The sequence below is a fragment of the Thalassospira profundimaris genome, assembly GCF_003326795.1.
GTDB lineage: Bacteria > Pseudomonadota > Alphaproteobacteria > Rhodospirillales > Thalassospiraceae > Thalassospira > Thalassospira profundimaris_C.
This window is the reverse complement of sequence record NZ_JPWI01000004.1, coordinates 201,714-226,953: the sequence shown is the minus strand read 5'-3', so window position 1 is coordinate 226,953 and position 25,240 is coordinate 201,714. Positions and strand designations below refer to the sequence as shown.

The 25,240-nt window shown below is 53.1% G+C and carries 23 protein-coding genes; 11 read left to right on the top strand and 12 right to left on the bottom strand.

Annotated features, from left to right (window positions below; genetic code table 11):
* Positions 1–125: 125 nt before the first annotated feature.
* On the bottom strand, positions 126–1,025 hold the full coding sequence (locus TH30_RS08885) for a LysR family transcriptional regulator ArgP (RefSeq protein WP_114097708.1): 900 nt from the start codon (positions 1,023–1,025) through the stop codon (positions 126–128).
* Between the two features lie 102 nt (positions 1,026–1,127).
* On the opposite strand from TH30_RS08885, the gene TH30_RS08880 reads away from it, so the two are divergent.
* Positions 1,128–1,754, top strand: a complete 627-nt coding sequence (locus TH30_RS08880; protein ID WP_114097707.1) for a LysE/ArgO family amino acid transporter — start codon at positions 1,128–1,130, stop codon at positions 1,752–1,754.
* 24 nt (positions 1,755–1,778) lie between these two features.
* Here the strand turns inward: TH30_RS08880 and TH30_RS08875 are convergent, their stop codons facing one another.
* Positions 1,779–2,357 carry a thymidine kinase gene (locus tag TH30_RS08875; protein WP_114097706.1) on the bottom strand — a complete coding sequence of 193 codons (579 nt, stop codon included), beginning with the start codon at positions 2,355–2,357 and terminating at the stop codon, positions 1,779–1,781.
* A 70-nt stretch (positions 2,358–2,427) separates the two neighbouring features.
* The gene (locus TH30_RS08870; RefSeq protein WP_114097705.1) at positions 2,428–3,339 is read right to left on the bottom strand and encodes a LysR family transcriptional regulator; all 912 of its coding nucleotides are present in this window, start codon (positions 3,337–3,339) and stop codon (positions 2,428–2,430) included.
* Between the two features lie 106 nt (positions 3,340–3,445).
* Between TH30_RS08870 and TH30_RS08865 the strand changes: the two genes are divergently transcribed.
* Positions 3,446–4,126, top strand: coding sequence for a type 1 glutamine amidotransferase domain-containing protein (locus TH30_RS08865; protein WP_114097794.1), 681 nt, complete (start codon positions 3,446–3,448; stop codon positions 4,124–4,126).
* A 71-nt stretch (positions 4,127–4,197) separates the two neighbouring features.
* The gene (locus TH30_RS08860) at positions 4,198–4,398 is read left to right on the top strand and encodes a heavy-metal-associated domain-containing protein (protein WP_114097704.1); all 201 of its coding nucleotides are present in this window, start codon (positions 4,198–4,200) and stop codon (positions 4,396–4,398) included.
* 106 nt (positions 4,399–4,504) lie between these two features.
* On the opposite strand, the gene TH30_RS08855 is transcribed toward TH30_RS08860, so the two are convergent.
* From TH30_RS08855 to gatC, 8 genes are all read right to left on the bottom strand, one after another.
* Entirely contained in the window at positions 4,505–5,218 is a 714-nt protein-coding gene (locus TH30_RS08855; protein ID WP_147251950.1) for an aspartate/glutamate racemase family protein, read from the bottom strand.
* Positions 5,191–6,489 carry a TRAP transporter large permease gene (locus TH30_RS08850; RefSeq protein WP_114097702.1) on the bottom strand — a complete coding sequence of 433 codons (1,299 nt, stop codon included), beginning with the start codon at positions 6,487–6,489 and terminating at the stop codon, positions 5,191–5,193. Before TH30_RS08850 ends, TH30_RS08855 begins: the two co-directional genes overlap by 28 nt.
* A complete protein-coding gene (locus TH30_RS08845) occupies positions 6,486–7,058 on the bottom strand; it encodes a TRAP transporter small permease subunit (RefSeq protein WP_114097701.1) in 573 nt (190 codons plus the stop codon). The genes TH30_RS08850 and TH30_RS08845 overlap by 4 nt, the downstream gene beginning before the upstream one ends.
* Before the next feature lie 27 nt (positions 7,059–7,085).
* A complete protein-coding gene (locus tag TH30_RS08840) occupies positions 7,086–8,120 on the bottom strand; it encodes a TRAP transporter substrate-binding protein (protein ID WP_114097793.1) in 1,035 nt (344 codons plus the stop codon).
* A 300-nt stretch (positions 8,121–8,420) separates the two neighbouring features.
* Positions 8,421–9,266 carry a MurR/RpiR family transcriptional regulator gene (locus tag TH30_RS08835; RefSeq protein ID WP_114097700.1) on the bottom strand — a complete coding sequence of 282 codons (846 nt, stop codon included), beginning with the start codon at positions 9,264–9,266 and terminating at the stop codon, positions 8,421–8,423.
* Between the two features lie 143 nt (positions 9,267–9,409).
* A complete protein-coding gene (gatB, locus tag TH30_RS08830; RefSeq protein WP_114097699.1) occupies positions 9,410–10,864 on the bottom strand; it encodes an Asp-tRNA(Asn)/Glu-tRNA(Gln) amidotransferase subunit GatB in 1,455 nt (484 codons plus the stop codon).
* Between the two features lie 3 nt (positions 10,865–10,867).
* Complete coding sequence (gene gatA / locus TH30_RS08825; protein WP_114097698.1) at positions 10,868–12,346, bottom strand: Asp-tRNA(Asn)/Glu-tRNA(Gln) amidotransferase subunit GatA; 1,479 nt, start codon at positions 12,344–12,346, stop codon at positions 10,868–10,870.
* Positions 12,346–12,636, bottom strand: coding sequence for an Asp-tRNA(Asn)/Glu-tRNA(Gln) amidotransferase subunit GatC (gene gatC / locus TH30_RS08820; RefSeq protein WP_114097697.1), 291 nt, complete (start codon positions 12,634–12,636; stop codon positions 12,346–12,348). The genes gatA and gatC overlap by 1 nt, the downstream gene beginning before the upstream one ends.
* A gap of 282 nt (positions 12,637–12,918) precedes the next feature.
* On the opposite strand from gatC, the gene ruvX reads away from it, so the two are divergent.
* Positions 12,919–13,443 (top strand): Holliday junction resolvase RuvX, encoded by a 525-nt coding sequence (gene ruvX / locus TH30_RS08815; protein ID WP_114097792.1) that lies wholly within the window; start codon positions 12,919–12,921, stop codon positions 13,441–13,443.
* 61 nt (positions 13,444–13,504) lie between these two features.
* Here the strand turns inward: ruvX and TH30_RS08810 are convergent, their stop codons facing one another.
* A complete protein-coding gene (locus tag TH30_RS08810) occupies positions 13,505–14,320 on the bottom strand; it encodes a VOC family protein (protein ID WP_114097696.1) in 816 nt (271 codons plus the stop codon).
* Positions 14,321–14,551: 231 nt separating this feature from the next.
* Between TH30_RS08810 and TH30_RS08805 the strand changes: the two genes are divergently transcribed.
* From TH30_RS08805 to rnr, 7 genes are all read left to right on the top strand, one after another.
* Positions 14,552–15,475, top strand: a complete 924-nt coding sequence (locus TH30_RS08805) for an AEC family transporter (protein ID WP_114097791.1) — start codon at positions 14,552–14,554, stop codon at positions 15,473–15,475.
* 174 nt (positions 15,476–15,649) lie between these two features.
* Positions 15,650–16,609: an aspartate carbamoyltransferase catalytic subunit gene (locus TH30_RS08800; protein WP_114097790.1), complete on the top strand. Its 960-nt coding sequence runs from the start codon at positions 15,650–15,652 to the stop codon at positions 16,607–16,609.
* Positions 16,606–17,928 carry a dihydroorotase gene (locus tag TH30_RS08795; RefSeq protein WP_114097695.1) on the top strand — a complete coding sequence of 441 codons (1,323 nt, stop codon included), beginning with the start codon at positions 16,606–16,608 and terminating at the stop codon, positions 17,926–17,928. Before TH30_RS08800 ends, TH30_RS08795 begins: the two co-directional genes overlap by 4 nt.
* 1 nt (position 17,929) lies before the next feature.
* Positions 17,930–18,586, top strand: coding sequence for a glycerol-3-phosphate 1-O-acyltransferase PlsY (gene plsY, locus TH30_RS08790; protein WP_114097694.1), 657 nt, complete (start codon positions 17,930–17,932; stop codon positions 18,584–18,586).
* 57 nt (positions 18,587–18,643) lie between these two features.
* Positions 18,644–19,921, top strand: coding sequence for a DNA-processing protein DprA (gene dprA / locus TH30_RS08785; RefSeq protein ID WP_404969462.1), 1,278 nt, complete (start codon positions 18,644–18,646; stop codon positions 19,919–19,921).
* A 168-nt stretch (positions 19,922–20,089) separates the two neighbouring features.
* The gene (gene topA / locus TH30_RS08780; RefSeq protein ID WP_114097692.1) at positions 20,090–22,735 is read left to right on the top strand and encodes a type I DNA topoisomerase; all 2,646 of its coding nucleotides are present in this window, start codon (positions 20,090–20,092) and stop codon (positions 22,733–22,735) included.
* Positions 22,736–22,783: 48 nt separating this feature from the next.
* Positions 22,784–25,216, top strand: a complete 2,433-nt coding sequence (gene rnr / locus TH30_RS08775; RefSeq protein ID WP_114097691.1) for a ribonuclease R — start codon at positions 22,784–22,786, stop codon at positions 25,214–25,216.
* Positions 25,217–25,240 lie beyond the last annotated feature (24 nt).

The following is a 25,240-nucleotide window of genomic DNA, read 5'->3' as shown; positions in this document are numbered from 1 at the left end:
GTTATCAAAATTGGCTCGTCCATCAAAGTAAGCGACACTTTCGACTTCAAGTCAAATCGCATCGTGAAACCTGTGGCCGCAGCCGATGTGCCTCCGACGCCCAAAAGACATCAGACATGCCGTTGTTACAGCGCAATTTTGGGCAAAAAACGGCGCGCTTGCGACAGCACGATCTCATTTACCTGATCAAGCAGTTTACTTTGGATGGTTTTGTGATGCCAATAAAGCGGCCGATCAATTTCATGCGGACACGGCCGGATCAGTCGTCCGGCCCGAAGCGCATCTTCGGCCTGATGCTGTTCAACGACGGCATAGGCAATGCCCTGCTCGGCCACCGTGACGAAACCCTGTGAACTCGGCACCATGTGGGCCGGGAACTCCCCCGGATTAAGACCGAAATACTGTTTTAGAAACTGGTTTTGCAGCTCGTCATGTTCGGAAAAATTCACCGCAGGGCATGCCCGCAGGGCTTCGGCAGTGACCCCGTTTGGAAAATAACGCTGATTAAAGTCAGGCGAGACAACCATAACATATCGCATCAAGCCAAGCGGTCGGACGCGACACCCCTGAATGGGCGTTGAACGCATGCTGACCGCGCCTAACACCGTTCCGTCCTGCAGGGCTGTGTGATTAAGCGATTCATCCCCGACCGCCAGATGAACAAGCAGGCCAAGTTGTTCAAACAGATGTTTTGGCACATCGACAAACCAGGTCGCCAGGCTGTCTGCATTGACGGCCAGCGCAATTTGCCCATAGCCGCCATCACTTTGAATGTCAGGCAATTCATCAAGCAGTTCCTGCTCGAGCAGGCGAACACTTTGATAATGTTGAAGTAACCTTTGCCCCGCAGCCGTCGCCGCAATCGGTTTGGCGCGAATAATGACCGGTTGCCCCAAACGTTCTTCAAGCAGTTTTACACGCTGGGATATCGCAGATTGCGTCAATCCAAGCTCACGCGCCGCCTTTTCAAAGCTGCCGTGACGAATGACCTCTGCGCTTGCTTCAAGAAGTTTATAATCAAGCATATCTCTACCATTATTTTTTCTAATGGTACTTTATCATAATTCGATTTTCTTATTTCAATAAATTGCTATCACTGGCGCATCACTCATCAACGGATTGCCAGAATGCTTTTGACCTTTGTGACCGGATTTGGCCTTGGCGGTGGATTGATCATCGCGATTGGCGCGCAAAATGCCTTTGTCCTTGGACAGGGGTTGCGCCGCCACCATCCTGTTCTGGTGGCACTGGTCTGTGCGCTTTGCGACGCGATACTGATTGCGGCGGGCGTCGCAGGGCTTGGAACGCTGATTGCCGCCTACCCCATCCTGACCAAAATCGCTGCCTGGGGTGGTGGTGGATTCCTGATCTGGTACGGGTTTGGTGCGCTAAAGCGCCTGTTTGAAACAGAAACCCTGTCTGAGGATGCGCAGGCGAAAAAAGGCTGGAAAGCAGTTCTGTCTGCGACCCTCGCAGTGACGCTTTTAAACCCGCATGTCTACCTTGATACGGTTGTGATGCTTGGAGGCATTGGCGGCCAGTTTCCGGCAGATGAGCGCATTGGATTTGCCCTGGGTGCCATGAGTGCGAGCTTTGTCTGGTTTTTTGCCATTGCCCTGGGTGCCGCCTGGCTTGCCCCTTATGTCGCACGCCCGATCACCTGGAAGATCGTCGACGGGCTCACATGCACCGTGATGTGGCTTGTTGCCTATAGCCTGCTTGCACCGGAAATAGCGCCGCTATTGGCCAACTGAGTAATCCGTCAAACCAGTCGGAATTCAGCTTTCCATTGCATCCTTGAAATGGCGACGGCAGACCGGCACATAGCGGTCATTGCCACCGATTTCGACCTGCGCCCCTTCACGAACGGGATCACCGTTTTCATCAACACGCAGCACCATGCCGGCTTTGCGGCCACAATGACAAATGGTCTTGAGTTCATTGAGCTTGTCCGCCCAGGCCAGAAGCCATTTTGAACCTTCGAAAAGCTCGCCCTGGAAATCAGTTCGAATGCCATAACACAGCACCGGAACATTGTGCTTGTCGGCAATATCGGAAAGTTGCCAGACCTGTTTTTTGCTCAGGAATTGGGCTTCATCGATCAGAACACAGTCGACCTTGCCCTTTTCCATCTGAGCAAAGATCAATTCGCACATATCCGTGTCAGCATCAAACAGCAATGCCGGGGCTTCAAGGCCGATACGCGATGCAATTTTGCCTTCACCGAAACGGTTGTCAAATGCCACAGTCAGCAAAAGGGTTTCCATGCCGCGTTCACGGTAGTTGAAGCTTGCCTGAAGCAGTGTGGTCGACTTGCCCGCATTCATTGACGAATAGTAAAAAAACAGATTGGCCATGGATCCCCCCGAAAGTCGTCAATGGGACATAGCCGATCATGTGCGATTGATCAATATGGTGATAAGGATGTCATCTGGCATTCCGCGAAATATCAATATCTCGCAATTCCCGACGCATGAATTCCAACAATGACTGGACTTTGGCACTGCGGGTCACGCCTGTCGGATAAACCGCATAAACCTGTAAATCCGGAAGAGTGCAATCAGGCAAAACCCAGACCAGATCGCCCTTGGTTACTTCATCTTGAACATCGCAGAACGGCACAACAGCAAGCCCGTGCCCACCGCGCAGGAACTGCAATCGTGCCGTCGCATTGTCGACCCGGACATTCCCGTTCACCCGCACCTTCTGTTCTGATCCGTCACACATCATCGCAAGCGTTTCGGGCATCCGGCTATACATGACCCATTCATGGTTGGCCAGTTCTTCGATACTGCCCGGACACCCCGCCCGCGCAAGATATTCCGGGCTTGCAGCAACGATGCGACGCGTTTGATAAAGCTTGAAGCTTTTAAGTTCGGAACTTTTCAACGGCCCTGACCGAATACCGATATCAATGCCCATTCCAATCAGATCAACGACATCGTCACTCAGATGCACATCGATTGCCACGCCGGGATATTGCTGCCGGAAACGGTTCAGGATTGGAACGATACGTAACGTCCCGAGATGAACTGACGAGGTTATCGAGATTTTGCCAACCGGCTCGTCACGCAATTCTTCGACCCTTTTGCGTGCGGCTTCGGCTTCAAGCATAATGGTTCGACAACTGTCATAATAGCGCGCACCTGCATCGGTGATGCTGAAAGTTCGTGTACTTCGACGCAACAATGGCACGCCCAGCTTGGCTTCGAGCTGACGGATCTGATGCGATATTGCGGCCCGGCTAAGCCCCATCTTGCGCGCAGCTGCTGAAAACCCGCCCTCTTCCACCACTCGGGCAAAAATCATCATTGCTCTGACTTCATCAAGTGCCGACATATTATATGCTCAATAAATTTGACAATCTGTTCAATTATTCATTCTAACGCAAATTTTGTCAGCCAGTTACTATCAGGGCAAATGAATTCAACGCATGGAGGATTTGATGCGTATTCTGATGATCACGACATCCCACGACCAGATGGGCGACACCGGTCACAAGACCGGCATATGGCTTGAAGAACTGGCTGCCCCCTATTTTCGCTTCATCGACGCCGGAGCGACAATTACCCTGGCTTCCCCAAAGGGCGGGAAACCGCCACTTGACCCCAACAGCCTGGTTCCCGATGCCCTGACAGAGGCAACCGAACGCTTCGAAAAAGATGACGCGGCCAAACAGGCGTTTGAAAGCACCGTAACCCTTGATGGGCTGCGCGCAGATGACTTTGACGCACTGTTTTATCCAGGCGGGCACGGACCGCTTTGGGACCTTGCCACTGATGCGAAATCGATTGCCCTGATCGAGGCATTCGCTGCACAGAACAAGCCGGTTGCAGCCGTGTGCCATGGGCCTGCGGCACTGGTCAACGCCAAAACAGCGGACGGAAAGCCACTGGTTGCTGGCAAACGTGTCACAGGCTTTACCAATGACGAGGAAAAAGCTGTCGGTCTTGAAAAGGTCGTACCCCTGTCAATTGAAGATGAATTCAAAAAGCAGGGCGGCAGTTACGAACGCGGTGAAATGTGGGCACCCTTTGCCGTGGTCGATGGCAAACTTGTCACCGGCCAAAATCCGGCTTCCAGCGACGCAACAGCAGATGAGATTATCAAATTGCTGTCTGCATAAAACTGCTTGACCTTCCATCTACTGGAACCTCCATACTGGCGTCATAGGCACCAAACTTCTGGAGAAATCTGATGGTGAAACTGAAGGTCGAAAAAATGAGCTGCGGGCACTGTGCAAGTGCCGTGACCGCAGCAGCAACCAAAGTCAGTGGCGTTGACGGCGCGACCGTTGATCTGGAGGCAGGCGAAGTCGCCGTTTCCGGAAATCCTGACGTCAATGCACTGATTGCGGCAATCACCGATGCTGGCTATCCGGCATCGGAAACGCACTAAACGACATAGCAACGTTCGTGTCCCCCACCCGAACGTCGAAGCCGCCTGTATCGTATTGATGCAGGCGGCTTTTCTTTGCCATACCCATATTACGGCAATACTCTGGTCAGTAGTTTCTGGATAAAACTATTCGCTGTTCAGCAAGCTTCACTGCCTCGGACACCCCATCCACAAAAGGCACACCGAACCTGAAAGATAACTCGTCCCCATACCCGGCCAGCGCCCCGGATCCCAGAAGTATTGCCTGCGCGTGATCATCGTCAATCGCACTCTGTATGGCCTTATCGAGACATTCCGATGTCTGCCCGAAAGCTGCGGCATCTTCGATACTGATATCTGCAGCTCGGACGAGCGAAACTTTATCAACTTCGTATTTCTTAGTGAGCTCGACGATCCCTTGCACCGCGCTTTTGACCGTCGTAACGATAGAGAAAGTCGGCGCAATCCTGCTTGCCGCAAGCATACCTGCCTCACACATACCAATCGTCACACGACCTGTCGCAAAAGCTACTTCATCAACAGCAAAGTCGTCGAAGCACGCCAGGATATAAGCGTCAAACGGATCGCTCATGGTCTTGGCTGCGATATCGAGCACTTGCTCTTTTGCTGTCTCTCGGTCCTGCGCCGTCACAATCGAAAACGGCCCTTCAAGGGGATTTACGACCTCAATATGACTGTCAAACCGTGCACTGCCGTCTACTGCCAACCGAACGCGCGCTGTGACCTCTGGATTGGTATTTGGATTGATGACAAGAATGCGTCGTCGTGGCGAGATGGAACTAGTCTGCATGATCAGTTCGCCACCATATTTGGTAGCCACATGACAAACTCGGGGAAGACAACAAACATGATCGCCACGCCGATCATGATCGCGACAAACGGAAGCGTCCCAGAAATTACGTCGCTAAAACTACCATTGTCTACACGTACGCCCTCGACAACAAAAAGGTTCATGCCAACAGGCGGCGTAATAAGGGCAATCTCGCACATGACTACAATGAATATACCAAACCAAATCGGATCGACGCCGACCGCCGTTACCATTGGCAGTGCAATTGGCACAGTCAGGACCAGCATGGACATTGCGTCAAGAAATGCCCCGAGAACGATGTAAAAGCAGATAAGAATAAACAGTAAGGTAAGGCGCTCAAGCTCAAATGATACGATCCAATTGGTTACGGCCTGCGTCACACCAAGCATTGAAATGGTCACATTTAACAACAGAGCACAAGCCAGCACCAAGACAACCATCCCGGTCGTTTTTGCCGCGTGAAGCGAGCAATTAACAAATAACTCCCAGTCGAGCTTTCCGCTAAAATAAACAAATCCTAAGGCTATTACGACCCCAAGAGCAGCAGATTCAGTCGGAGTTGCAAGTCCCCCATAGATGCTACCCATCACAACCACAAAAATAACAACAGCCGGAATCAAATGGATCAGCGATTTGAGCTTTTCGCGCAATGGAACACGTTCATTCTGGGTAACGGGATTGGCGTTGCGATGAACAACAATCACATACAAGGAGAAAAGACTAGCCAAAAGAAGTCCCGGCAGTACACCAGCAGCGAACAACTGCCCGACTGAAGTATTGGCAAGAGATCCATAAACCAGAAGATTGATACTTGGCGGTATCAGAATGCCGAGTGTGCCACCTGCCGCCAATGTGCCAAGCGACGGTTTCACCGGGTATTTCCGTTCATGCAAAGCCGGAAGCGCGATCGACCCCACTGTCGCCGCAGTCGCAACGGATGATCCGGAAGTTGCCGAAAACAACGTACAGGTCGCAATATTTGTATGGAGAAGTCCGCCTGGCAACCTATCAAACCAAACCGCAAGCGTTTCAAACATCCTGTCAGCAATACCACTTCGTAGAAGCAGCTCTCCCAGCAGCATGAATAAAGGTATTGCCAGCATTGACGGCGAATTGAGGCTTGCCCACACGACGCCCCCCATGATTTCCACCATTGGCATACCAAACATCAGATATCCGCCCAATGCTCCAACGATAACAATGGCGATCGCTACCGGAATACTGAGAAACATCAAGGCCAACATTGCCGCAAACCCGACACCGACAAGCACAATACTCATACTTTTTCTCTCTGCATCCGTTGTTGAAGGTCATTGAGCTCTGAAACAAGTTCAGACTGAACTGTCTCTGGACCGAAATGACGAACCAACCCCTGCCAATCCCGTTTTAGCAGCAATCTTGCCGCCCCGATCGATAGAGCGATCGCAGCCAAGGCAAACATCGCCATCGAGAACACCCAGATAGATTGCGGATAGATCAGGGGCGTCGCCCATGGCGTTTGTGCGATTGAGTTATAGGTCGCGGTATCGATGACCGTGCGAATAGAAAAATAGACAAGATAAATCGCAAGAACGCTCATCATCACGGACGCTACCAAATTCACGATGGCCTGCCCGGCGACCGGCAATCTATTTTGCAGGATATTGATTCTGATATGGGCGTTGTGGATCAGGGCCACTGTAAAAGCCAAAGGTGCGCAAATCGCAACTGCATAACCGCTCAGCTCATCCACCCCACCAAGGGAGAAGGCTAAAAATTTCCGTAAAAGGGTTTCGGCAGTAATTGTGATCGACAGAAATATCATCACGATGCCAAATGCCGTTCCGGCAACCTTTCCATAAAAATTCATCGCACTTCCCCTTTGTGAGATATCGCGTTACAGGCCGAGATTCTTACCAATTGTTGCACGCCACTCCGCTTCGCAGTTCGGTGACATGGCATTACATTGTTCGGCCCAAACCGGTAGCGACTTTTCACCAACGGCCTTTGCGACCACGGCAATATCACTGTCTAGAACCGGGACTTCCTTAAGGCTGTATGGTTTGCCCTGCTCGCACGGCTCTACACCGGTATTGCAGCGCATTGAGTCATCGTACAGCTCTTCCGAGTAAGCCCATATTTCATCGACAAGCGCCGCTACAGCGCCTTCAAGTTTCGACTGATCGTCCGCGGTCATTTTTTTCCAGGTATCGAGATTTATGGCATAGCCGTTGATGGCAAGCTGAAGGGCCAACGGCAATACGGTTGTCGTTGCTTCTGGCCAGCCAGCTGCGTTGGCAGACGCTGGTCCGGTAATGGCGCAATCAACAACACCACGAGACAACGACTGCTGAACTTCACCAAACGGCATTGGCACACCAGTTGCCCCAAGCCCGGCGATAAAGTTGGCTGCACTCTGATCCCCGACGCGCACCTTCAGACCCTTCAGGTCATCAAGCCCGGTAATTTCCGGTTTACAGAAAATAACCTGCGGTCCAGCTGGCCAAACACCAAGCAGTTTGGCGTTGAATTGTTCCTGAATTCTGCCATCGACATAGTTTTTGAATGCGTCCGTATTCTTGCGGCCAGCCGCAAATGTCGTATTCAAACCGACCAGATCAAGACCAAGAACACTTGGTTCGTCGCGGCTGACCTGAGGACCACGAATTGAGACGATATCAAACAGGCCTGACTTCAGAACGCGCAATCCATCTGAGTCCGGAATGCCGGTTACGTCCACTGGGCTATAGGCAACCGCCACATCAATTCCTGTGTTAGCGGCAAGGTTTTCAAAGAACGGTTTTTCTTTGTTGTTGGCAATAAGACCTGAACCAGCAGGTTGCCCCATGACTTTAAGTGAAAGCGTCTCAGCGGAAGCAGGCACGACTGACGCGGCTACCAAGCCAATAACCATCAAGATGTGTTTCGACATACGCATATCCATTTCCTTCGCAATGTGCGGTCAGAACACCGTCTGCCCGCATGACAGAGCCAACAACTATGGGTGAACGAAGGAAATTCCCCCCTCCCGTTCACGACCTGCGCAAAAGCACAGGCACCACCAAGCTCGAACATGACGATACAAATTTCATGCCAGTTTTACATGAAACCATAGTTTCTTGTGTTTTCATGCAATATCCGCACTCTCCGGAAGGGTGCTGTATAAAAAAAACACCAATTGTATGATTATTTTTTGTGCGACGACAAACTTACTGTCTATTTATTGGGCGAATTAAAGTTCGCCAAGCTTTTCGTTCAACGTCTCTATAGAACGCAACCGGCTTCTGCCATCGGCCTTTGCCAGTTCAATAGTACGCATGCAGAGATAGTGACAAACCGCCATGACCGAAACATGACTGAACAAGGGCCCGGTAGCCTGTGTCTGACAACGAAAATGCCAGGTTGCGCTTTTGTTGAAGTCTTCCCCCTCATCAGTGAGGTAAAGAACCTTCGCCCCCGTCTGAACAGAATGATCAATAATCTGGCTCAACTGGGGTATCCGGCGCCTTAATCCGAAGACGATCACACAGTCCTCTGGCTTGACACTAACAAGGTGCTCTCCTAGCGTCTCCCCCCCCCGTGGGAGAGCAACGATGTTTTCGATGACCTGTATTAATTGCCACTGCAAATAACTGGCGAATGGATGACTGGCTCGGAAACCAAAAACCCAAGTTTTGCGTGCTGACAGCAACGATGAAGCGACATCATCTACTTCCACCTGAGAAATAGTAACAAACGTTCGATCAAGGTTTTCCTTGTTCTGAGCAATGCTTGACGCAAGAGATGCTTCTTCCGAATTCTCGCCGTGACCGCCAAGAAACAGTCTTGAGCCTGTTCGCCGCTCAATCCTTGCATGCAACCTGGCCGCTTCGTAATTCTCATAGCCAACACGCCGCACGAACCTAGAAACCGTCGCCTTCGAGACGTTTGCGAGCTGTGCCAATTCCTGAGCTGAGTAGCTCGCAAGCTCCCCTGGAAAGTCACAAACAAACTCACCCAGACGGCGCTCCGCCGGATGCAAGTCGGGCAAAGCCGCCCTTACCCGTGCAAGGAAAGAACGCTTTTCAGAAGAAGTCATTAACTCACCGTGAAATTGTGATTTCAGGTACTATGCACAAGAAACGAACGGTCAGCAATATTTCCCCTTTCTGTCTCGCATTCCAAACAAAAGAAGCCCCGCAAATTGCGGGGCTTCTTCATCTATTTGCTTTCGATCTTCAATCAGCCGAGGATTTTATCGCGAAGCATCTTGTTGACCATGCCCGGGTTGGCTTTACCACCCGTGGATTTCATGACCTGACCAACAAACCAGCCCAACATCTTGTCTTTGCCCGCACGGATTTCTTCTACCTTGTCCGGGTTCGCAGCAATGACTTCGTCAATTGCCGTTTCAATCGCACCGGTATCTGTGATCTGTTTCAGACCTTTTTCCTCGACGATCTTTTCAGGATCACCGCCGGTTTCGATCATGATTTCAAAGACATCCTTGGCGATACGGCCAGAAATGGTGTCATCGGAAATAAGATCGATCAGCTTGCCAAGGTTTTCAGCCGAAACCGGGCTGTCTGCAATGCCGACTTCTGCCTTGTTCAGTGCGCCAAACAGGTTGGTGATCACCCAGTTCGCCGCCAGTTTGCCATCACGGCCCTTGGCAACGACTTCGTAGTAATCAGCCTTTTCCTTTTCAGCAACGAGCACACCGGCATCATAAGCCGACAGGCCGTTTTCACGCATGAAGCGGGCTTTTTTCTCGTCCGGGAGTTCCGGCAGCTCTTTTTCGATTTCCGAGATGAATGCATCATCGAAAACAAGCGGCAGCAAATCCGGATCCGGGAAATAGCGGTAATCATGTGCCATTTCCTTGGAACGCATCGAACGGGTTTCACCCAGACGCTGATCATACAGGCGGGTTTCCTGAACGATTTCGCCGCCGCCCTCGATCACTTCGACCTGGCGTTTTGCTTCGATTTCAATCGCCTGCATCACAAAGCGGATGGAGTTGACGTTCTTGATCTCGCAACGGGTGCCGAACGGCTCGCCCGGACGACGGACCGAAACGTTGGCATCGCAACGCATCGAACCTTCGTTCATGTTACCGTCACAGGTACCAAGGTAACGTACAATCGCACGCAGTTTGGTGAGGTACGCGCCCGCCTCTTCCGGGGTGCGGATATCCGGCATGGAAACGATTTCCATCAGCGCGACACCCGACCGGTTCAGGTCGATATGCGAATATTTCGGGTCCTGATCATGCATCGACTTGCCGGCATCCTGTTCAAGATGCAGACGTTCGATGCCCACGGCCTTGGTCGAACCATCGGGCATATCAAGAATGATCGTGCCTTCGCCGACAATCGGCTTGTCAAACTGCGAAATCTGATAGCCCTGCGGCAGATCGGCATAGAAATAGTTTTTTCGGGCAAAAACGCTTTCCTTGTTGATCTTGGCCTTAAGGCCCAGACCGGTTTTAACCGCCTGACGGACGCATGCTGCGTTCACAACCGGCAGCATGCCCGGCATCGCTGCGTCAACGAGGCTGACATTGGTGTTCGGATCATTACCGAACTTGGTCGAGGCACCGGAAAACAGTTTGGATTCGGAAATCACCTGACAGTGAACTTCCAGACCCACAACGATTTCCCACGGGCCGGTCGAACCTTCAATCACATAGGTCATGGATTAACCCTCCAGCCCGGACGGTTTTGCGGTGAAGTTGGCGGCACTTTCGAGCACACCACCAACACGCAGAACGGTTTCTTCATCAAACGGCTTGCCAATCAGCTGCAGGCCAAGCGGAAGTCCTTCGGACGACAGGCCGGTCGGAAGCGACAGGCCCGGAAGACCCGCAAGGCTTGCCGGAACCGTAAAGACGTCATTCAGATACATCTTGACCGGATCGCCTTCGTTCTCGCCGATTGCAAAGGCAGCCGACGGGGCCGTCGGGGCCAGAATGGTATCAACGGAGCCAAAGGCATTGGCAAAGTCTTCATAGATACGACGACGGACTTTAAGCGCCTTGTTGTAATAGGCATCATAGTAGCCAGCCGACAGCACATAGGTACCAATCATGATACGGCGCTGGACTTCCTTGCCGAAGCCTGCTGCGCGCGACTTCATATACATGTCGTCAAGGCTGTCGCCTTCATCCATGACACGTTGGCCGTAACGCAGGCCGTCATACCGTGCAAGGTTCGACGATGCTTCTGCCGGGGCAACGATATAATAGGTGCCAAGCGCGTATTTGGTGTGCGGAAGCGATACATCGACCACTTCGGCACCTGCATAACGCAGCATGGCAACGCCGTCATCCCAAAGCTTGCTGATTTCTTCGGGCATGCCATCGACACGGTATTCTTTCGGGATACCGATCTTCATGCCGCGAATGTCGCCGGTAAGGGCTGCTTCGAAATCAGGAACCGCCATCGGAGCCGACGTGCTGTCCTTGGCATCATGGCCCGCCATCGAACCCAGCATGATTGCCGCGTCACGAACGGTCTTGGTCATCGGTCCAGCCTGATCAAGCGAGCTCGCAAAGGCAACAATGCCCCAGCGCGAGCAACGACCATAGGTCGGCTTCAGGCCAACAATGCCGCAATAGGATGCCGGCTGACGGATCGAACCACCGGTATCGGTACCGGTGGCTGCAAGCGCCATGTTGGCAGCCACAGCTGCCGCCGAACCACCAGATGATCCGCCCGGCACCAGATCCTTGCCGTCTTTGCCCTTCCAGGGGTTGATCACATTGCCGTAATAGGACGACGTGTTCGAAGACCCCATGGCAAACTCGTCAAGGTTGGCCTTGCCGAGCATGACCGCACCGTTGTCAAAAAGATTGCGCGTGACGGTAGATTCATATTCCGGTTTAAAACCTTCGAGGATGTGCGAAGCCGCCGTGGTCTGAACACCTTCGGTGCAGAACAGGTCCTTGATCGCAATCGGCAGGCCTTCCATTTTGCCAGCTTCGCCCTTGGCGCGCTTGGCATCGGATGCCTTGGCCATCTCGATGGCTTTTTCCGGGGTTTCCGTGATGTAAGCGTTCAGATTGCGATGCGCTTCCATCGATTTCAGGTGTGCTTCGGTCAGCTCGACCGAGGTATAATCACCTTTTGCAAGCCCGTCGCGGGCTTCTGCAAGCGTCAGATTTGTCAGATCAGTCATTATTCAACCACCTTGGGCACAACAAAACAGCCAGCATCGGTCATCGGTGCGTTCGACAGCACTTTTTGCTGGATGTTGCCATCGGTGACTTCGTCCTTGCGCAGCGGCAGGGTGAGATCGGCAACCGACGTCAGCGGGTCGCAACCCTCGACATCAACTTCTTGCAGTTCCTCGACAAAATCGAGGATACGGGTCAAATCTCCCGCCAGTTCGGAAAGACCTTCTTCGGACACGTTGATACGTGACAGATAGGCAATGCGGCGAACTGTTTCCTTATCCAAAGACGACATGGATGAAAGTCTCTCTTAAGGAATGACAAAAAACCCGGCAGACATTTCATCTGCCAGAACTTGAATTACAGCGCGGAAACTAGCACCCTGCCGCCCCTATCGCAAGGCCCGCAAACGCCCTAAAGGTGCGACATCTGCAATCACCGCTATCCAATGTCGCCATCAAGGTCAAAAATGCCCGCAACGATCCGCAAATGACGTTACAATCGGGCATGCCTGAATTGCGTCCTTCAACCGGCAATTCGGCTGGTGTTTTACAATCAACCCGCCTATAAGGTCGCCATGATTTGCAATGATACTCAGGAATTGCTGCGGTTTTTAGCACCAGCAGCGCGCGTTTTGGGCCTGGACCTTGGCACCAAAACCATTGGCGTGGCCCTTTCAGATGTCGGGCTGCAGATCGCTTCACCTTATGAGCTGATCTCGCGGAAGAAATTTACCCGCGATATCGCACAGCTATCGTCGATCATTACCAAGCAGAATGTTGGTGGCATCGTCATTGGCTTCCCGCGCGAACTGGATGGTTCGATCGGCAAGGCCTGCCATCGCGTTTACGCCTTTATCGACGAGATGGAAAAATACATCGACCTGCCGGTACTGATGTGGGACGAACGTCTTTCGACCAACGCGGTCGAGCGTATCCTGATCGAGGAAGTCGACATGACCCGCAAACGTCGTGCGGAAGTCGTCGATAAAACGGCAGCTGCCTATATCCTGCAGGGCGCACTTGATCACCTTAACCGTCATACCGATCCGGGTGAAAACGCGGAACCCGATGAAGACGAATTTGACGGCGACGAAGACTGATATCCTCGTCCTGATCATCTAATGATTTTAAAAAGCTGCCTGTTCATTCAGGCAGCTTTTTTTATCTGGATTTGATGACGACCATCAGTCCAAAGAACTTCGATGGCGGCAGGATCAGTTGCCCCTTCTTCTGAACCGCCCCAAGGGACAATGCAGCGTCTGCAATCTTGCTGATATCTTCGACGATCAGCTCAAATCCGGCAAATCCGTCTGTTGAGAATTCAGGATCATCAAAACCGTATTTTGCAATCAATTCATCGCTGTGAAGGGCTTCAACCAGATGATCGATCCTGATTGCTTCATAGAAATCACGTACTGCATCCGCCGCCCAATGGCTTAACATCACCTTGCCAATCGCCTTTGCACCATTGGCATGCGACTGATATTGCGGAAAATAGAAATTCTGTGGCGGGTGGCGATGCTGGCAAACAAATGTAACCGCATTGCGCAGCAACGGATGATTTGCAAAGGCCAAGGAGAATGCCACGCCCACCGTGTCACCATCTGGAGTCCGGGCGTCACGTTCAAAGTGAAATACCGGCGGAACCGCAGCACCGGCAGCAATGAAATCCTCGCGGTCCTTTTCTGCATCGCGTGATTGCAGTGCCAGCATCGACATGCCCTGACGATGGCGCAGATAATCACGGTTATAGACCGCAAAGGAAAACGGCGCCGACAAATCGGTTTCGGCAATCTTACCGGGATCCACCACGGCAAGCAGCTCAATATACATACCATCAAGCTGGATCAGCGCATTGCCAGTCCCGAACGGATGAATGGCACGGGGCGTCACGGTAAAACCGAGCAGGGAATAGGCAGCAATCGCCGCATCAAGATCATTCACACATAGAACCAAATGGTCGATTGCGCGCGACATAGCGTCCCCTTTTGTTTTAGCAGCCCTGGCACTTTACAACGAGGGCACCCTTATAGATGTGCTGACTATCACATTCTGATTGCTCAACAAAGAACAACCGGGTTGCAGGTGAATTAAAGTCATCTAGCCCAATCGCTTGCAGCGATTGCATTTTTATCGGAAAACATAAGCTAGCGCTGGGCCTTTCAAACCGAAATGCACCCGGCACACATCAAGCCAGCAGGTCTTTTAATGATCGCCATTCTGTCCGCCCTTTTGCCAACATTTGCCCTGATCGTTCTGGGCTATGTGCTTCGCCAACGGCGATTCCTGCCTGATACATTCTGGCCGGGCGCAGAGAAACTGACCTATTTTGTTACCTTTCCAGCCTTGCTGTTTTCCAATACCGCCAAGGCCGACCTTGGCAGCCTGCCACTTGTCGGGATCACCAGTGCAATGCTTGGAACCATTGCGATTTGCACCGTCCTGATCATGATACTGAAGCCGGTTCTAAAGGTCAGCCCGGCGGCATTTTCATCGCTGGTTCAGGGGGCTATACGCCCCAACACCTATATTGGTCTTGCGGTTGCAGCCGCCCTTCTTGGAACATCCGGACTGACGGTTACAGCGCTTTGTGTGGCACTGGTTGTTCCGACCGTGAATGTCATATCGGTTCTGGCCTGCGCCCATTGGGGGGACAATGACCGAACACCCGGCTTGCTATCGCTGTTGCGCGATGTTTGCAAAAACCCGTTACTGGTGGCATGCGTTTTGGGCAGCCTTTTCAATGTTTCAGGTCTCGGTTTACCCCCTGTGATCGGCCCGTTCCTTGAAGTTCTTGGGCGTGCCGCACTGCCAATCGGCCTGCTTGCGGTCGGCGCCGGGCTTGATCTTAAGGCCGCACGCAATGCCGGGGTTCCGGTTGGCATATCGACCTTCGGCAAGCTTGCGATCAGCCCGGCAATTGCCGCCGGACTTTGTTTTGCCCTGGGATTGCCCACAATCGAGAGCGCGGCAGTAGTGCTTTATGCCGCCCTTCCCTGTTCTGCCAGCGCCTATGTTCTTGCCCGCCTGATGGGCGGCGATGCCCAAATGATGGCCAGCATCATCACCGTTCACACACTTGTAGCCATCATCACCATGCCGATCATCGCCGTCCTGATGCATGTGGTTTAACCGGCCTCACAATTCTTGACCACGCCGAAAACCTGACCGATCAGTCAGGAAAACCTTCGCATCTTCGGGGCCAGGTTTGGAATATTTAACTTTTCGTGACAGGGGCAATTCGCTATGCTCCGCGCGAAAATTTTTCCAGACCATCCAAGGGAAATGTGCAACGCCATGAGCGTCATGGGACCAGCGGCGGATCACTATCCGCACCCACACCTCCTCGGCATCGAGGGTCTCACCCCCGGGGAAATCACCCTTATTCTTGATCGGGCACAGCATTACGCGGAAAAGAACCGTTCTGCTGACAAGACCAGCAATATTCTGGCAGGTGCCACGGTTGTTAATCTGTTTTACGAAAACTCCACCCGCACGCTGACATCGTTTGAGCTTGCCGCCAAACGTCTGGGCGCGGATGTCATCAACATGACGGTCGGGACCAGCTCGGTCAAAAAGGGTGAAACCCTGATTGATACCGCCATGACGCTGAATGCCATGAACCCGGATGCACTTGTCGTTCGTCACGGCGATAGTGGCGCTGTCAAACTGCTGAGTGAAAAGGTCAATTGTGCAGTTCTGAATGCCGGTGACGGTCGCCACGAGCACCCGACACAGGCCCTGCTTGATGCACTGACCATTCGTCGCCACAAGGGACGTCTGCACCGTCTGAACGTTGCGATCTGCGGTGATATTGCGCATTCGCGCGTTGCACGTTCGAACATTCTGTTGCTCAACACCATGGGATCGCGTGTGCGTCTGGTCGCTCCGCCAACCCTTATCCCGTCAAAGATTGACCGCATGGGTGTCGAGATTTTCCATGACATGGAAGAAGGACTGAAGGATTGCGATATCGTCATGATGTTGCGCCTTCAGCTTGAACGCATGGAAGGAAGCTTTATCCCGTCTGTGCGCGAGTATTTCCATTTCCATGGTCTTGACCGGGCAAAGCTTTCCAATGCCAAACCCGATGCACTTATCATGCATCCCGGCCCGATGAACCGCGGCGTTGAAATCGACAGTGAAGTCGCCGACGACGTCGAACGTTCCGTGATCCGCGAACAGGTCGAAATGGGAGTTGCCGTACGTATGGCCGCGCTGGAATTGCTTGTGCAGAACCACAGAAAGCTGGGAGGTCAGGCATGAACCCCGCTATTCGCGCCAAGGGCGCAGGCAAAAAGGCCCTTATCAATGCTCGCCTTCTTGATCCGGCCGCCCAGACCGATGGCCCGGGTGGCCTTCTGATCGAAGATGACACCATCATCAAATCCGGCTCCGGCATTACAAAGGATACTGTGCCCGAAGGGTTCGAGATCATCGATCTTGGCGGCGCTTGCCTGGCCCCCGGTCTGGTTGACATACGTGCCCAGCTCCGTGAACCGGGTTTCGAGCATCAGGAAACCATTGAGACAGCTGGTAAATCAGCCGCCATTGGTGGCGTTACCACCATCATCGCCCTGCCCAATACCGATCCGGTGATTGACGATGTTGCCGGTGTCGAGTTCATCGCACGCCGTGCGCGCAAGGTCGGGCTGGCAAAGGTCTTTGTCTATGGTGCCGTTTCCAAAGGTATCGAAGGCAAGGAAATTACCGAAATGGGCCTTCTGCATCAGGCAGGTGCAGTAGCATTCTGTGACGGCGTCAAAACCATCGCCAGTGCGCGTTTGCTGCGTCAGGCCCTGTCCTACTCCGCCTTTTTCGATGGCATGATTGTGCAGCACCCCGAAGAACCCGAACTTTCCACGGGGGCTTCGATGAATAGTGGCGAGCTTGCCACCCGCCTTGGTCTGTCAGGTGTTTCGCCGCTTGCAGAAGTCATGCAAATCGAACGCGACTTGCGCCTGGCCGAAATGACAGGCGGTCGACTTCATTTTGCACATATTTCGACAGGTGAATCGGTCGAAGTCATCCGCAAGGCCAAGAAACGCGGCCTTAAGGTGACTTGTGACACCGCGCCATTCTATTTCGCGCTGAATGAAAACTCGGTATCGGATTATCGCACCTTTGCCAAACTGTCCCCGCCACTTCGTTCAGAAGATGATCGTCAGGCGATTGTGGCCGGACTGGCCGATGGCACCATTGATGCCATCGCATCGGACCATAATCCGCAAGATGCCGATTCCAAACGCTTGCCCTTTGCACAGGCTGCTGCCGGTGCGGTGGGCTTTGAGACACTTCTGCCGATTTCACTGGAACTTTACCACAACGGCCACATGTCGCTTCTTGAGGTCATCACCAAGCTGACACGTATTCCGGCAGAACTAGTACGCATCAAGGGTGCCGGAACATTGGCCGAAGGCACGCCGGCCGATCTGGTGGTATTTGATCCGGATCGTCCGTGGAAAATCGATCCTTATCAGTTCCATTCGAAATCGAAAAACTCACCATTTGATGGTCGCCTTACACAGGGTCGTGTTCTGCGCACCCTGATTGATGGCCGCGAAATCTTCAAGGAAGGCGCCTGATATGGAACTCGACGAAGGCTACAAGGCCATGCTGATGTCGCTGCAGATCGCCACGGTTTGTGGTTATTTGCTGGGCTCCATCCCGTTCGGGCTGGTTCTGACACGTATGGCGGGTCTTGGGGACATTCGCAAAATCGGATCGGGCAATATTGGCGCAACCAACGTTCTGCGTACCGGTCGCAAGGGTCTGGCATTCATGACCCTGATTGGCGATGCAGGCAAAGGTGCCTTTGCAGCCCTTCTGTTCACCCATCTGGCAGGTGTTGAACAGGGAATATTTGCCGGTGGCGCCGCCGTCATCGGGCATATGTTCCCGATCTGGTTGCGTTTCAAAGGCGGCAAAGGTGTTGCCACCACGCTTGGCACCCTTGCAGCCGTCAACTGGATCATGGGGCTTTGTGCGGCCCTGACCTGGCTTGTTATGGCGCTGATTTTCCGCATCTCGTCGCTGTCGGCATTGATTGCGATGATTGCCGCACCGCTTGCTGCATTTTTCATTGCAAACGATCCCGGTGCCGGATGGCTTGGCGTATTTCTGGCAGTCATTGTCTGGGCAGCACACCATGCCAATATCGGGCGTCTTTTGCGCGGTGAAGAACCCAAGATCGGTCAGAAAAAGAAACAGTCAGAAGAAGATAGCGCGCCCCCGGAAAACTGAGCCGTCCTTTCGAATAGCTTGACGAAGCAACGCCCGGATGACCACAATCCGGGCGTTATGCATTTAAGTGATCAACAACCGGCACGATTAGCACAATCAGAACGCCTTGCCCGCATGCGGCTTGCGCGCAGTGGCAATATTGGCCCGGTTACCTTTCGCAAACTGCTTGAACGCTTTGGCTCTGCGCGTGAGGCCATCGAAGTTTTGCCTGAAATCATCCGGCAATCCGCCAATAGCCGAAAAATCACACTCGCCAGCCGTGAGGACACCATTGCCGAAATTGATCAGGCAAAGGCCTGTGGCGCAAAACCAGTCATTTTCGGTGACCCGGAATATCCTGCTTTGTTGGCGCGTATTGAAGATGCCCCGCCCTATTTCTATGCAATCGGGCGAACGGAACTTTTGTCAAAAACGTCAATAGGTATCGTCGGTGCACGTAATGCATCGGCAAACGGTTGCGGTTTCGCCCGCAAGATCAGCCATGAACTTGTCTCAGCCGGATATGTCGTCACATCCGGGATGGCACGCGGCATTGATGGCGCAGCCCATAGTGCGGCACTTGGCATCACCGGCGATCACGCCGGAGGAACAATCGCAGTGCTTGGGGGTGGTGTCGATGTCATCTATCCCCGTGAACATCAGGAACTTTATGAACAGCTTTGCCAAAGCGGACTGGTCATTTCCGAAATGCCGCCAGGCTTAAAACCACAGGCGCGCCATTTCCCAAGACGTAACCGGATCATATCGGGTCTATCTGCCGGAACTGTCGTTATCGAGGCCGGACGCAATTCAGGGTCGCTGATTACCGCCCGTTTTGCCGCGGATCAGGGGCGTGACGTCTTTGCCGTGCCCGGTTCACCAACCGACCCGCGTGCGGCCGGGCCAAACAGCCTGATCCGCGATGGCGCAATTTTATGCGACTCTGTTGACGTAATTCTTGATGCGTTGCGTCAGGTAGAAAAAAACATCCATCTTTTCGAAGGATTTCATCGTTTCAACACAGAGGGTCGCATTCCCGATACAGATGCGTCCCCGACTGACTATGGGGACATCATCGCGTCACTTGAACGTGACGCCCAAACCTTACCGGCCCCAAAATCCGGGCAAGATATTGAAAATGAACATAAAACATCAAAAACACATTCATCCGATCCGGCCTCTGATGATCAGGAGAAAATCTTTGATTTACTGTCCACGTCCCCCCTGCTGGTTGATGAGCTAATTCGCACATCAAATATGTCTGCAAACCATGTTTCTACGATTTTGATTGAGCTTGAACTTGCAGGAAGGGTTGAACGTCACCCCGGAAATAGGGTATCGCGTATCGCCAAATGAGAGTCGCGTCGAAATGTGGCGCGATAAATATTGTTGTGATTTGCTGCAATTTGCGCAATCTGATCTGAAATACACAGACACTATATATATGTGTCTCACGCATTCGGGTCATTTTAAGCACAACATAAATATCGCCTTCGGGCGCAAGAACCGGACACGAAAAACGTAATGAATCTTGTCATCGTCGAATCCCCGGCCAAAGCCAAGACGATCAACAAATATCTCGGCGACGATTATAAGGTGCTGGCCTCTTTCGGTCACATCCGCGATCTGCCGTCAAAAGACGGTTCGGTCGATACCGACAACGATTTTTCGATGGTCTGGGAAACAGACGGGCGTTCTGAAAAGCAGATCCGCGAGATCGCAGCTGCTGCACGTGACTCCGACACCATCTATCTCGCAACTGACCCGGATCGCGAAGGGGAAGCCATTTCCTGGCACATTCTTGAAGTTCTCGAGCAGAAGAAGCTGCTCCGCGGTCGTGATGTTCATCGCGTCGTATTCCACGAGATCACCAAGAAAGCCGTGACCGACGCAATCGCCAATCCACGTGAACTTAATCAGGAACTGGTCGACGCCTATCTGGCGCGCCGTGCACTTGATTATCTGGTAGGCTTTAACCTTTCGCCGGTTTTGTGGCGCAAATTGCCCGGCTCCCGGTCGGCAGGACGTGTGCAGTCTGTTGCACTGCGCCTGATCTGCGAACGCGAAATCGAAATCGAAGCCTTCAAACCCGACGAATACTGGTCACTGGAAGCAGGCTTTGCCGTTCCGGAAGGTAATTTTACGGCCCGCCTGACCCATCTGAATGGCGAGAAGCTTGATAAGCTGGCACTTGGCAATGAAGATGCGGCCAAAATCGCCAAGGAAAAAGTCGAAAGCCGCAACTACACGGTTTCAAAGGTCGAGCGCAAGGACGTCAAACGTCGTCCACAGCCACCTTTCACTACATCCACCTTGCAACAGGAAGCATCGCGCAAGCTTGGCTTTGGAGCGAAACGCACCATGCAGCTGGCCCAACGCCTGTATGAAGGCGTTGATATCGGCGGCGAGACCGTTGGTCTGATTACTTATATGCGTACCGACGCCGTGGTTCTTTCACAGGAAGCACTGGCAGCGGCCCGTCGCCTGATTGCCAAGGATTATGGCGAAGCTTACCTGCCGCCAAGCGCACGCAGCTTTGCCAACAAGGCCAAAAACGCGCAGGAAGCCCACGAAGCTGTCCGCCCGACCGACCTGTTCCGTCGCCCTGATCAGGTTTCTCGTCATCTCGACAAGGACCAGCTGGCTCTTTACACCCTGATCTGGAAACGTACGGTTGCCTGTCAGATGGAAGATGCCCGTTTTGATCAGGTTGCGGTTGATCTGTCATCAAATGACAACCATGTCGTTCTTCGCGCAAACGGTTCTGTCGTCAAATTTGACGGCTTCCTGAAACTGTATCAGGAAGGCAAGGATGACGAGGCCGAGGACGAAAATGATCGTCGCCTGCCGCCGCTTAAGGAAGGTCAGAAACCCGACCTTGGCAAAGTCAGCATCGATCAGCATTTCACCCAGCCCCCGCCCCGCTATACCGAGGCGAGTCTGGTCAAGAAGATGGAAGAACTGGGCATCGGTCGCCCGTCGACCTATGCCTCGATCATCTCGGTCCTTCAGGATCGCAACTATGTGTTGCTTGAACGTCGCCGCTTTGTCGCACAGGACCGGGGCCGTCTTGTAACGGCCTTCCTGTCGAAGTTCTTTGAACGTTACGTGCAGTATAATTTCACGGCTGATCTGGAAAACCAGCTTGATGAAATCTCGATGGGTAATCTGGCCTGGAAAGATGTTCTCAGGGATTTCTGGAAATCGTTCAAAGGCAACGTGGACGAGGCAAAGGAACTCAAGATCACTGACGTGCTTGATGCGCTTCAGGTGATGCTTGAAAACTATCTGTTCCCGACCCGTGAAGACGGTTCAGATCCGCATAAATGCCCGAAATGCAACGACGGTACGCTAAGCCTTAAGCTTGGCAAGTTCGGGGCGTTCCTTGGCTGTTCGAACTATCCTGAATGCAACTTTACGCGTCCGCTGGTTGCCAATGAAAATGGTAGCGATTCCGAACTTGATTCCGGCCCCAAGGTACTTGGGATCGACAAGGAAACCGGCAAGGAAATCACCCTGCGCAAGGGCCCGTATGGCGTTTACGTTCAGCTTGGCGAGGAAGAAGAAGTCGAAGGCAAGAACGGTAAACCCAAAAAGGTCAAACCGAAACGGACGTCCCTTCCCAAAGGGTTGGAACCGTCAGTTGTTGACCTGACCAAGGCCGAAGAACTTCTGACCCTGCCACGTGTTGTCGGGATTTACCCCGATACCGGCGAGGAAATGAAAGCCAACGTTGGCCGTTTTGGCCCTTACGTGCAGGCAGGCAGCATCTTTGCGTCCCTTAAGGCTGACGATGACGTTCTGACTATTGGTGAAAACCGTGCTATTGCCCTGATCGCGGATAAACGTGAAAAGTCGGGCACTGAAATCGGCAAGCACCCGGATGACAATGAGCCGATCTTTGTCGCAGTCGGTCGCTGGGGTCCGTTTGTGAAACACAAAAAGACCATAGCCAATATTCGCGATGTCGAACGTGACGATATCACCCTTGAAATGGCGATAAAGGCCATCAAGGAAAAGGAAGCCAAGTCCGGCAAGACAACCAAAGCCGCGACCAAGAAAACGGCAACCAAAACAACGGCGGCAAAGAAAGCCCCCGCGAAAAAGAAAACAGCTGCAAAGAAACCCGCAGCAAAGAAGACAACCACGAAAAAGGCGGCGGCGAATTAATCGCCGCCTTCCTTTTCAGGGGTTAATGATTGAAAGGACGCCGCACCGTTGGCGAACGATACAGAAGACAAGAAGCACTTCCCGACCCGGGAAGAAATTATCGAATTCATCGATATGAGCCCGACCCCGGTCGGCAAGCGCGAAATTGCGCGCGCCTTTAACATCAAGGGCGCAGCCAAGATTGAGCTTAAAAAGATCCTCAAAGACCTGAAAATTGAAGGCGATGTGGTCAAGGGCCGCAGACGGTTTGATAAACCTGACCGTCTGCCCCCGGTCGAGGTTTTGGAAATTACCGGCATTGACGATGATGGCGAGGTTCTTGCCAGGCCGAATGTCTGGAAGCACGATTACGACCCGCCCCAGATCGTCGTGAAATCGATCCGTCGTGGTGGCCCGAGTGCCCCGGGTATCGGCGACAAGATTCTGGCCAAGCTGCGCTATACCGGCAAGCAGACCTATGAAGCCAGCATCATGCGGGTCCTTGGAAGCGGCCCACAGCGCGTCCTGGGTCTTTATCGCCCCAATGAGCGCGAAGGTCGCGTTGTACCCACAGACCGCAAGGATAGCGGCGAGATAGCAGTCCCGCTTGACGATCATCCCGATCTTGAAACCGGCGCACTGGTTTTGACGGAAATTCTGCCGGGCAAACATTTCGGATTGCGCAAAGGCCGTATCACCGAGGTTCTTGGCAATATCAATGAACCAAAGTCCATCAGCCTTGTATCCATCCATGCGCGTGGTATTCCCTTTGAATTCCCGCCCGAAGTCGAACTTCAGGCGCGCGAATCAAAGGCCACACCGCTTGGCAAACGTACCGACCTTCGCGATATCCCGCTGGTCACCATTGATGGTGCCGATGCGCGCGATTTCGATGACGCTGTGTGGGCAGAACCCGACAGTGACCCGGAAAACGAGGGTGGCTGGCACATCATGGTCGCGATTGCCGATGTGTCCTGGTATGTCCGACCTGGCGATGCGCTTGACCGTGAGGCCGTCAAACGCGGCAACAGCTGTTACTTCCCGGATCGTGTCGTCCCGATGTTGCCGTTTGAGCTTTCAAATGGTTGGTGTTCGCTTGTCCCTCATGAAGATCGCGGCTGTATGGCCGTCGAAATGTGGCTGGACAAACATGGTCACAAGCTGCGTCATAAATTCTGCCGTGGCATGATGAAATCCGCCGCCCGCCTGACCTATGATCAGGTCCAGCGCGCGATGGATGGGCAGCCCGATGACACCACAGGTCCGCTCGTCGAGACCATCATCAAACCGCTTTATGGTGCTTTCCATGCATTTCTTGAGGCCCGCAAACATCGCGGGGTTCTGGAACTTGACGTGCCGGAACGCAAGATCGAGCTGAATGACAAAGGCCAGATCGTGGCCATCGCACCACGTGCGCGCTTTGACAGTCACAAGCTGATCGAAGAATTCATGATTGCGGCCAACGTTTGTGCTGCCGAGGAACTTGAACGCATCAAGCAACCCTGCATGTATCGTATCCATGATGCGCCCAGCGAGGAAAAGCTTGAAGCCCTGCGCGAGTTCCTTGAAGGTGCTGGTTATCAGTTAAACAAGGCATCGGTTTTGCGTCCGCGTGACTTCAACCGCATTCTTGAAATGGCCAAGGACACCCCCGAATCCGAACTGATCAACACGGTCGTCCTGCGTAGCCAGTCACAGGCCATGTATAGCCCGGACAATATCGGGCACTTTGGCCTTGCTCTTAAGAAATATGCGCATTTCACATCCCCGATCCGCCGTTATGCCGACCTTCTGGTCCATCGTGCCCTGATTGCAGGTTTGAAACTTGGCGAAGGCGGATTGCCGCCCGAAGATGGTGAACGGTTCGAACAGATTGGCGAAGACATTTCGGGCACCGAACGTCGGGCCGCCATGGCCGAACGCGACGCGGTTGATCGTTATGTTGCCGCCTATATGTCCGACAAGGTCGGTGCCGAGTTCCCCGGCAAGATTTCCGGTGTCACGCATTTTGGTCTGTTCATTTCACTGAACGAAACCGGTGCGGATGGTCTGGTACCGATTTCTACCCTGCCCGATGACTACTATGTCCATGACGCGGCAAGTCATGCACTTGTCGGACAGAACCGCGGCAAGAGGTTCCAGCTTGGCGACACGGTTGTTGTGCGCATTGCTGATGCGGACGCGGCAACAGGGTCACTGGCCCTGCGTTTGGCAGAACATGCTGATATCACTGCACGCGATCTGGTCGAACGCCCGCGTGGACGGCGCGGTCAGAACAAGCATCGTGGCGGAAGCCCCGGCGAGCGTAGTCATCGCCATGGAAGCAAGCCCGGATTCCGTTCGGGACCGCGCGGGGCGACCGGCCCCGACGGGACATCAGCGACGAAGTCCAAGGGCAAAGCAGGTGGCAAGAAAAAAACGACACCTAAAAAGCAACGCAAACTGGTGGCGTCCAGCCGGTTAGCCCGAAGTGCTGCAAAACGCGGTGACAAACCGCAATAACAGCACAGTCAGATACACCAGAGA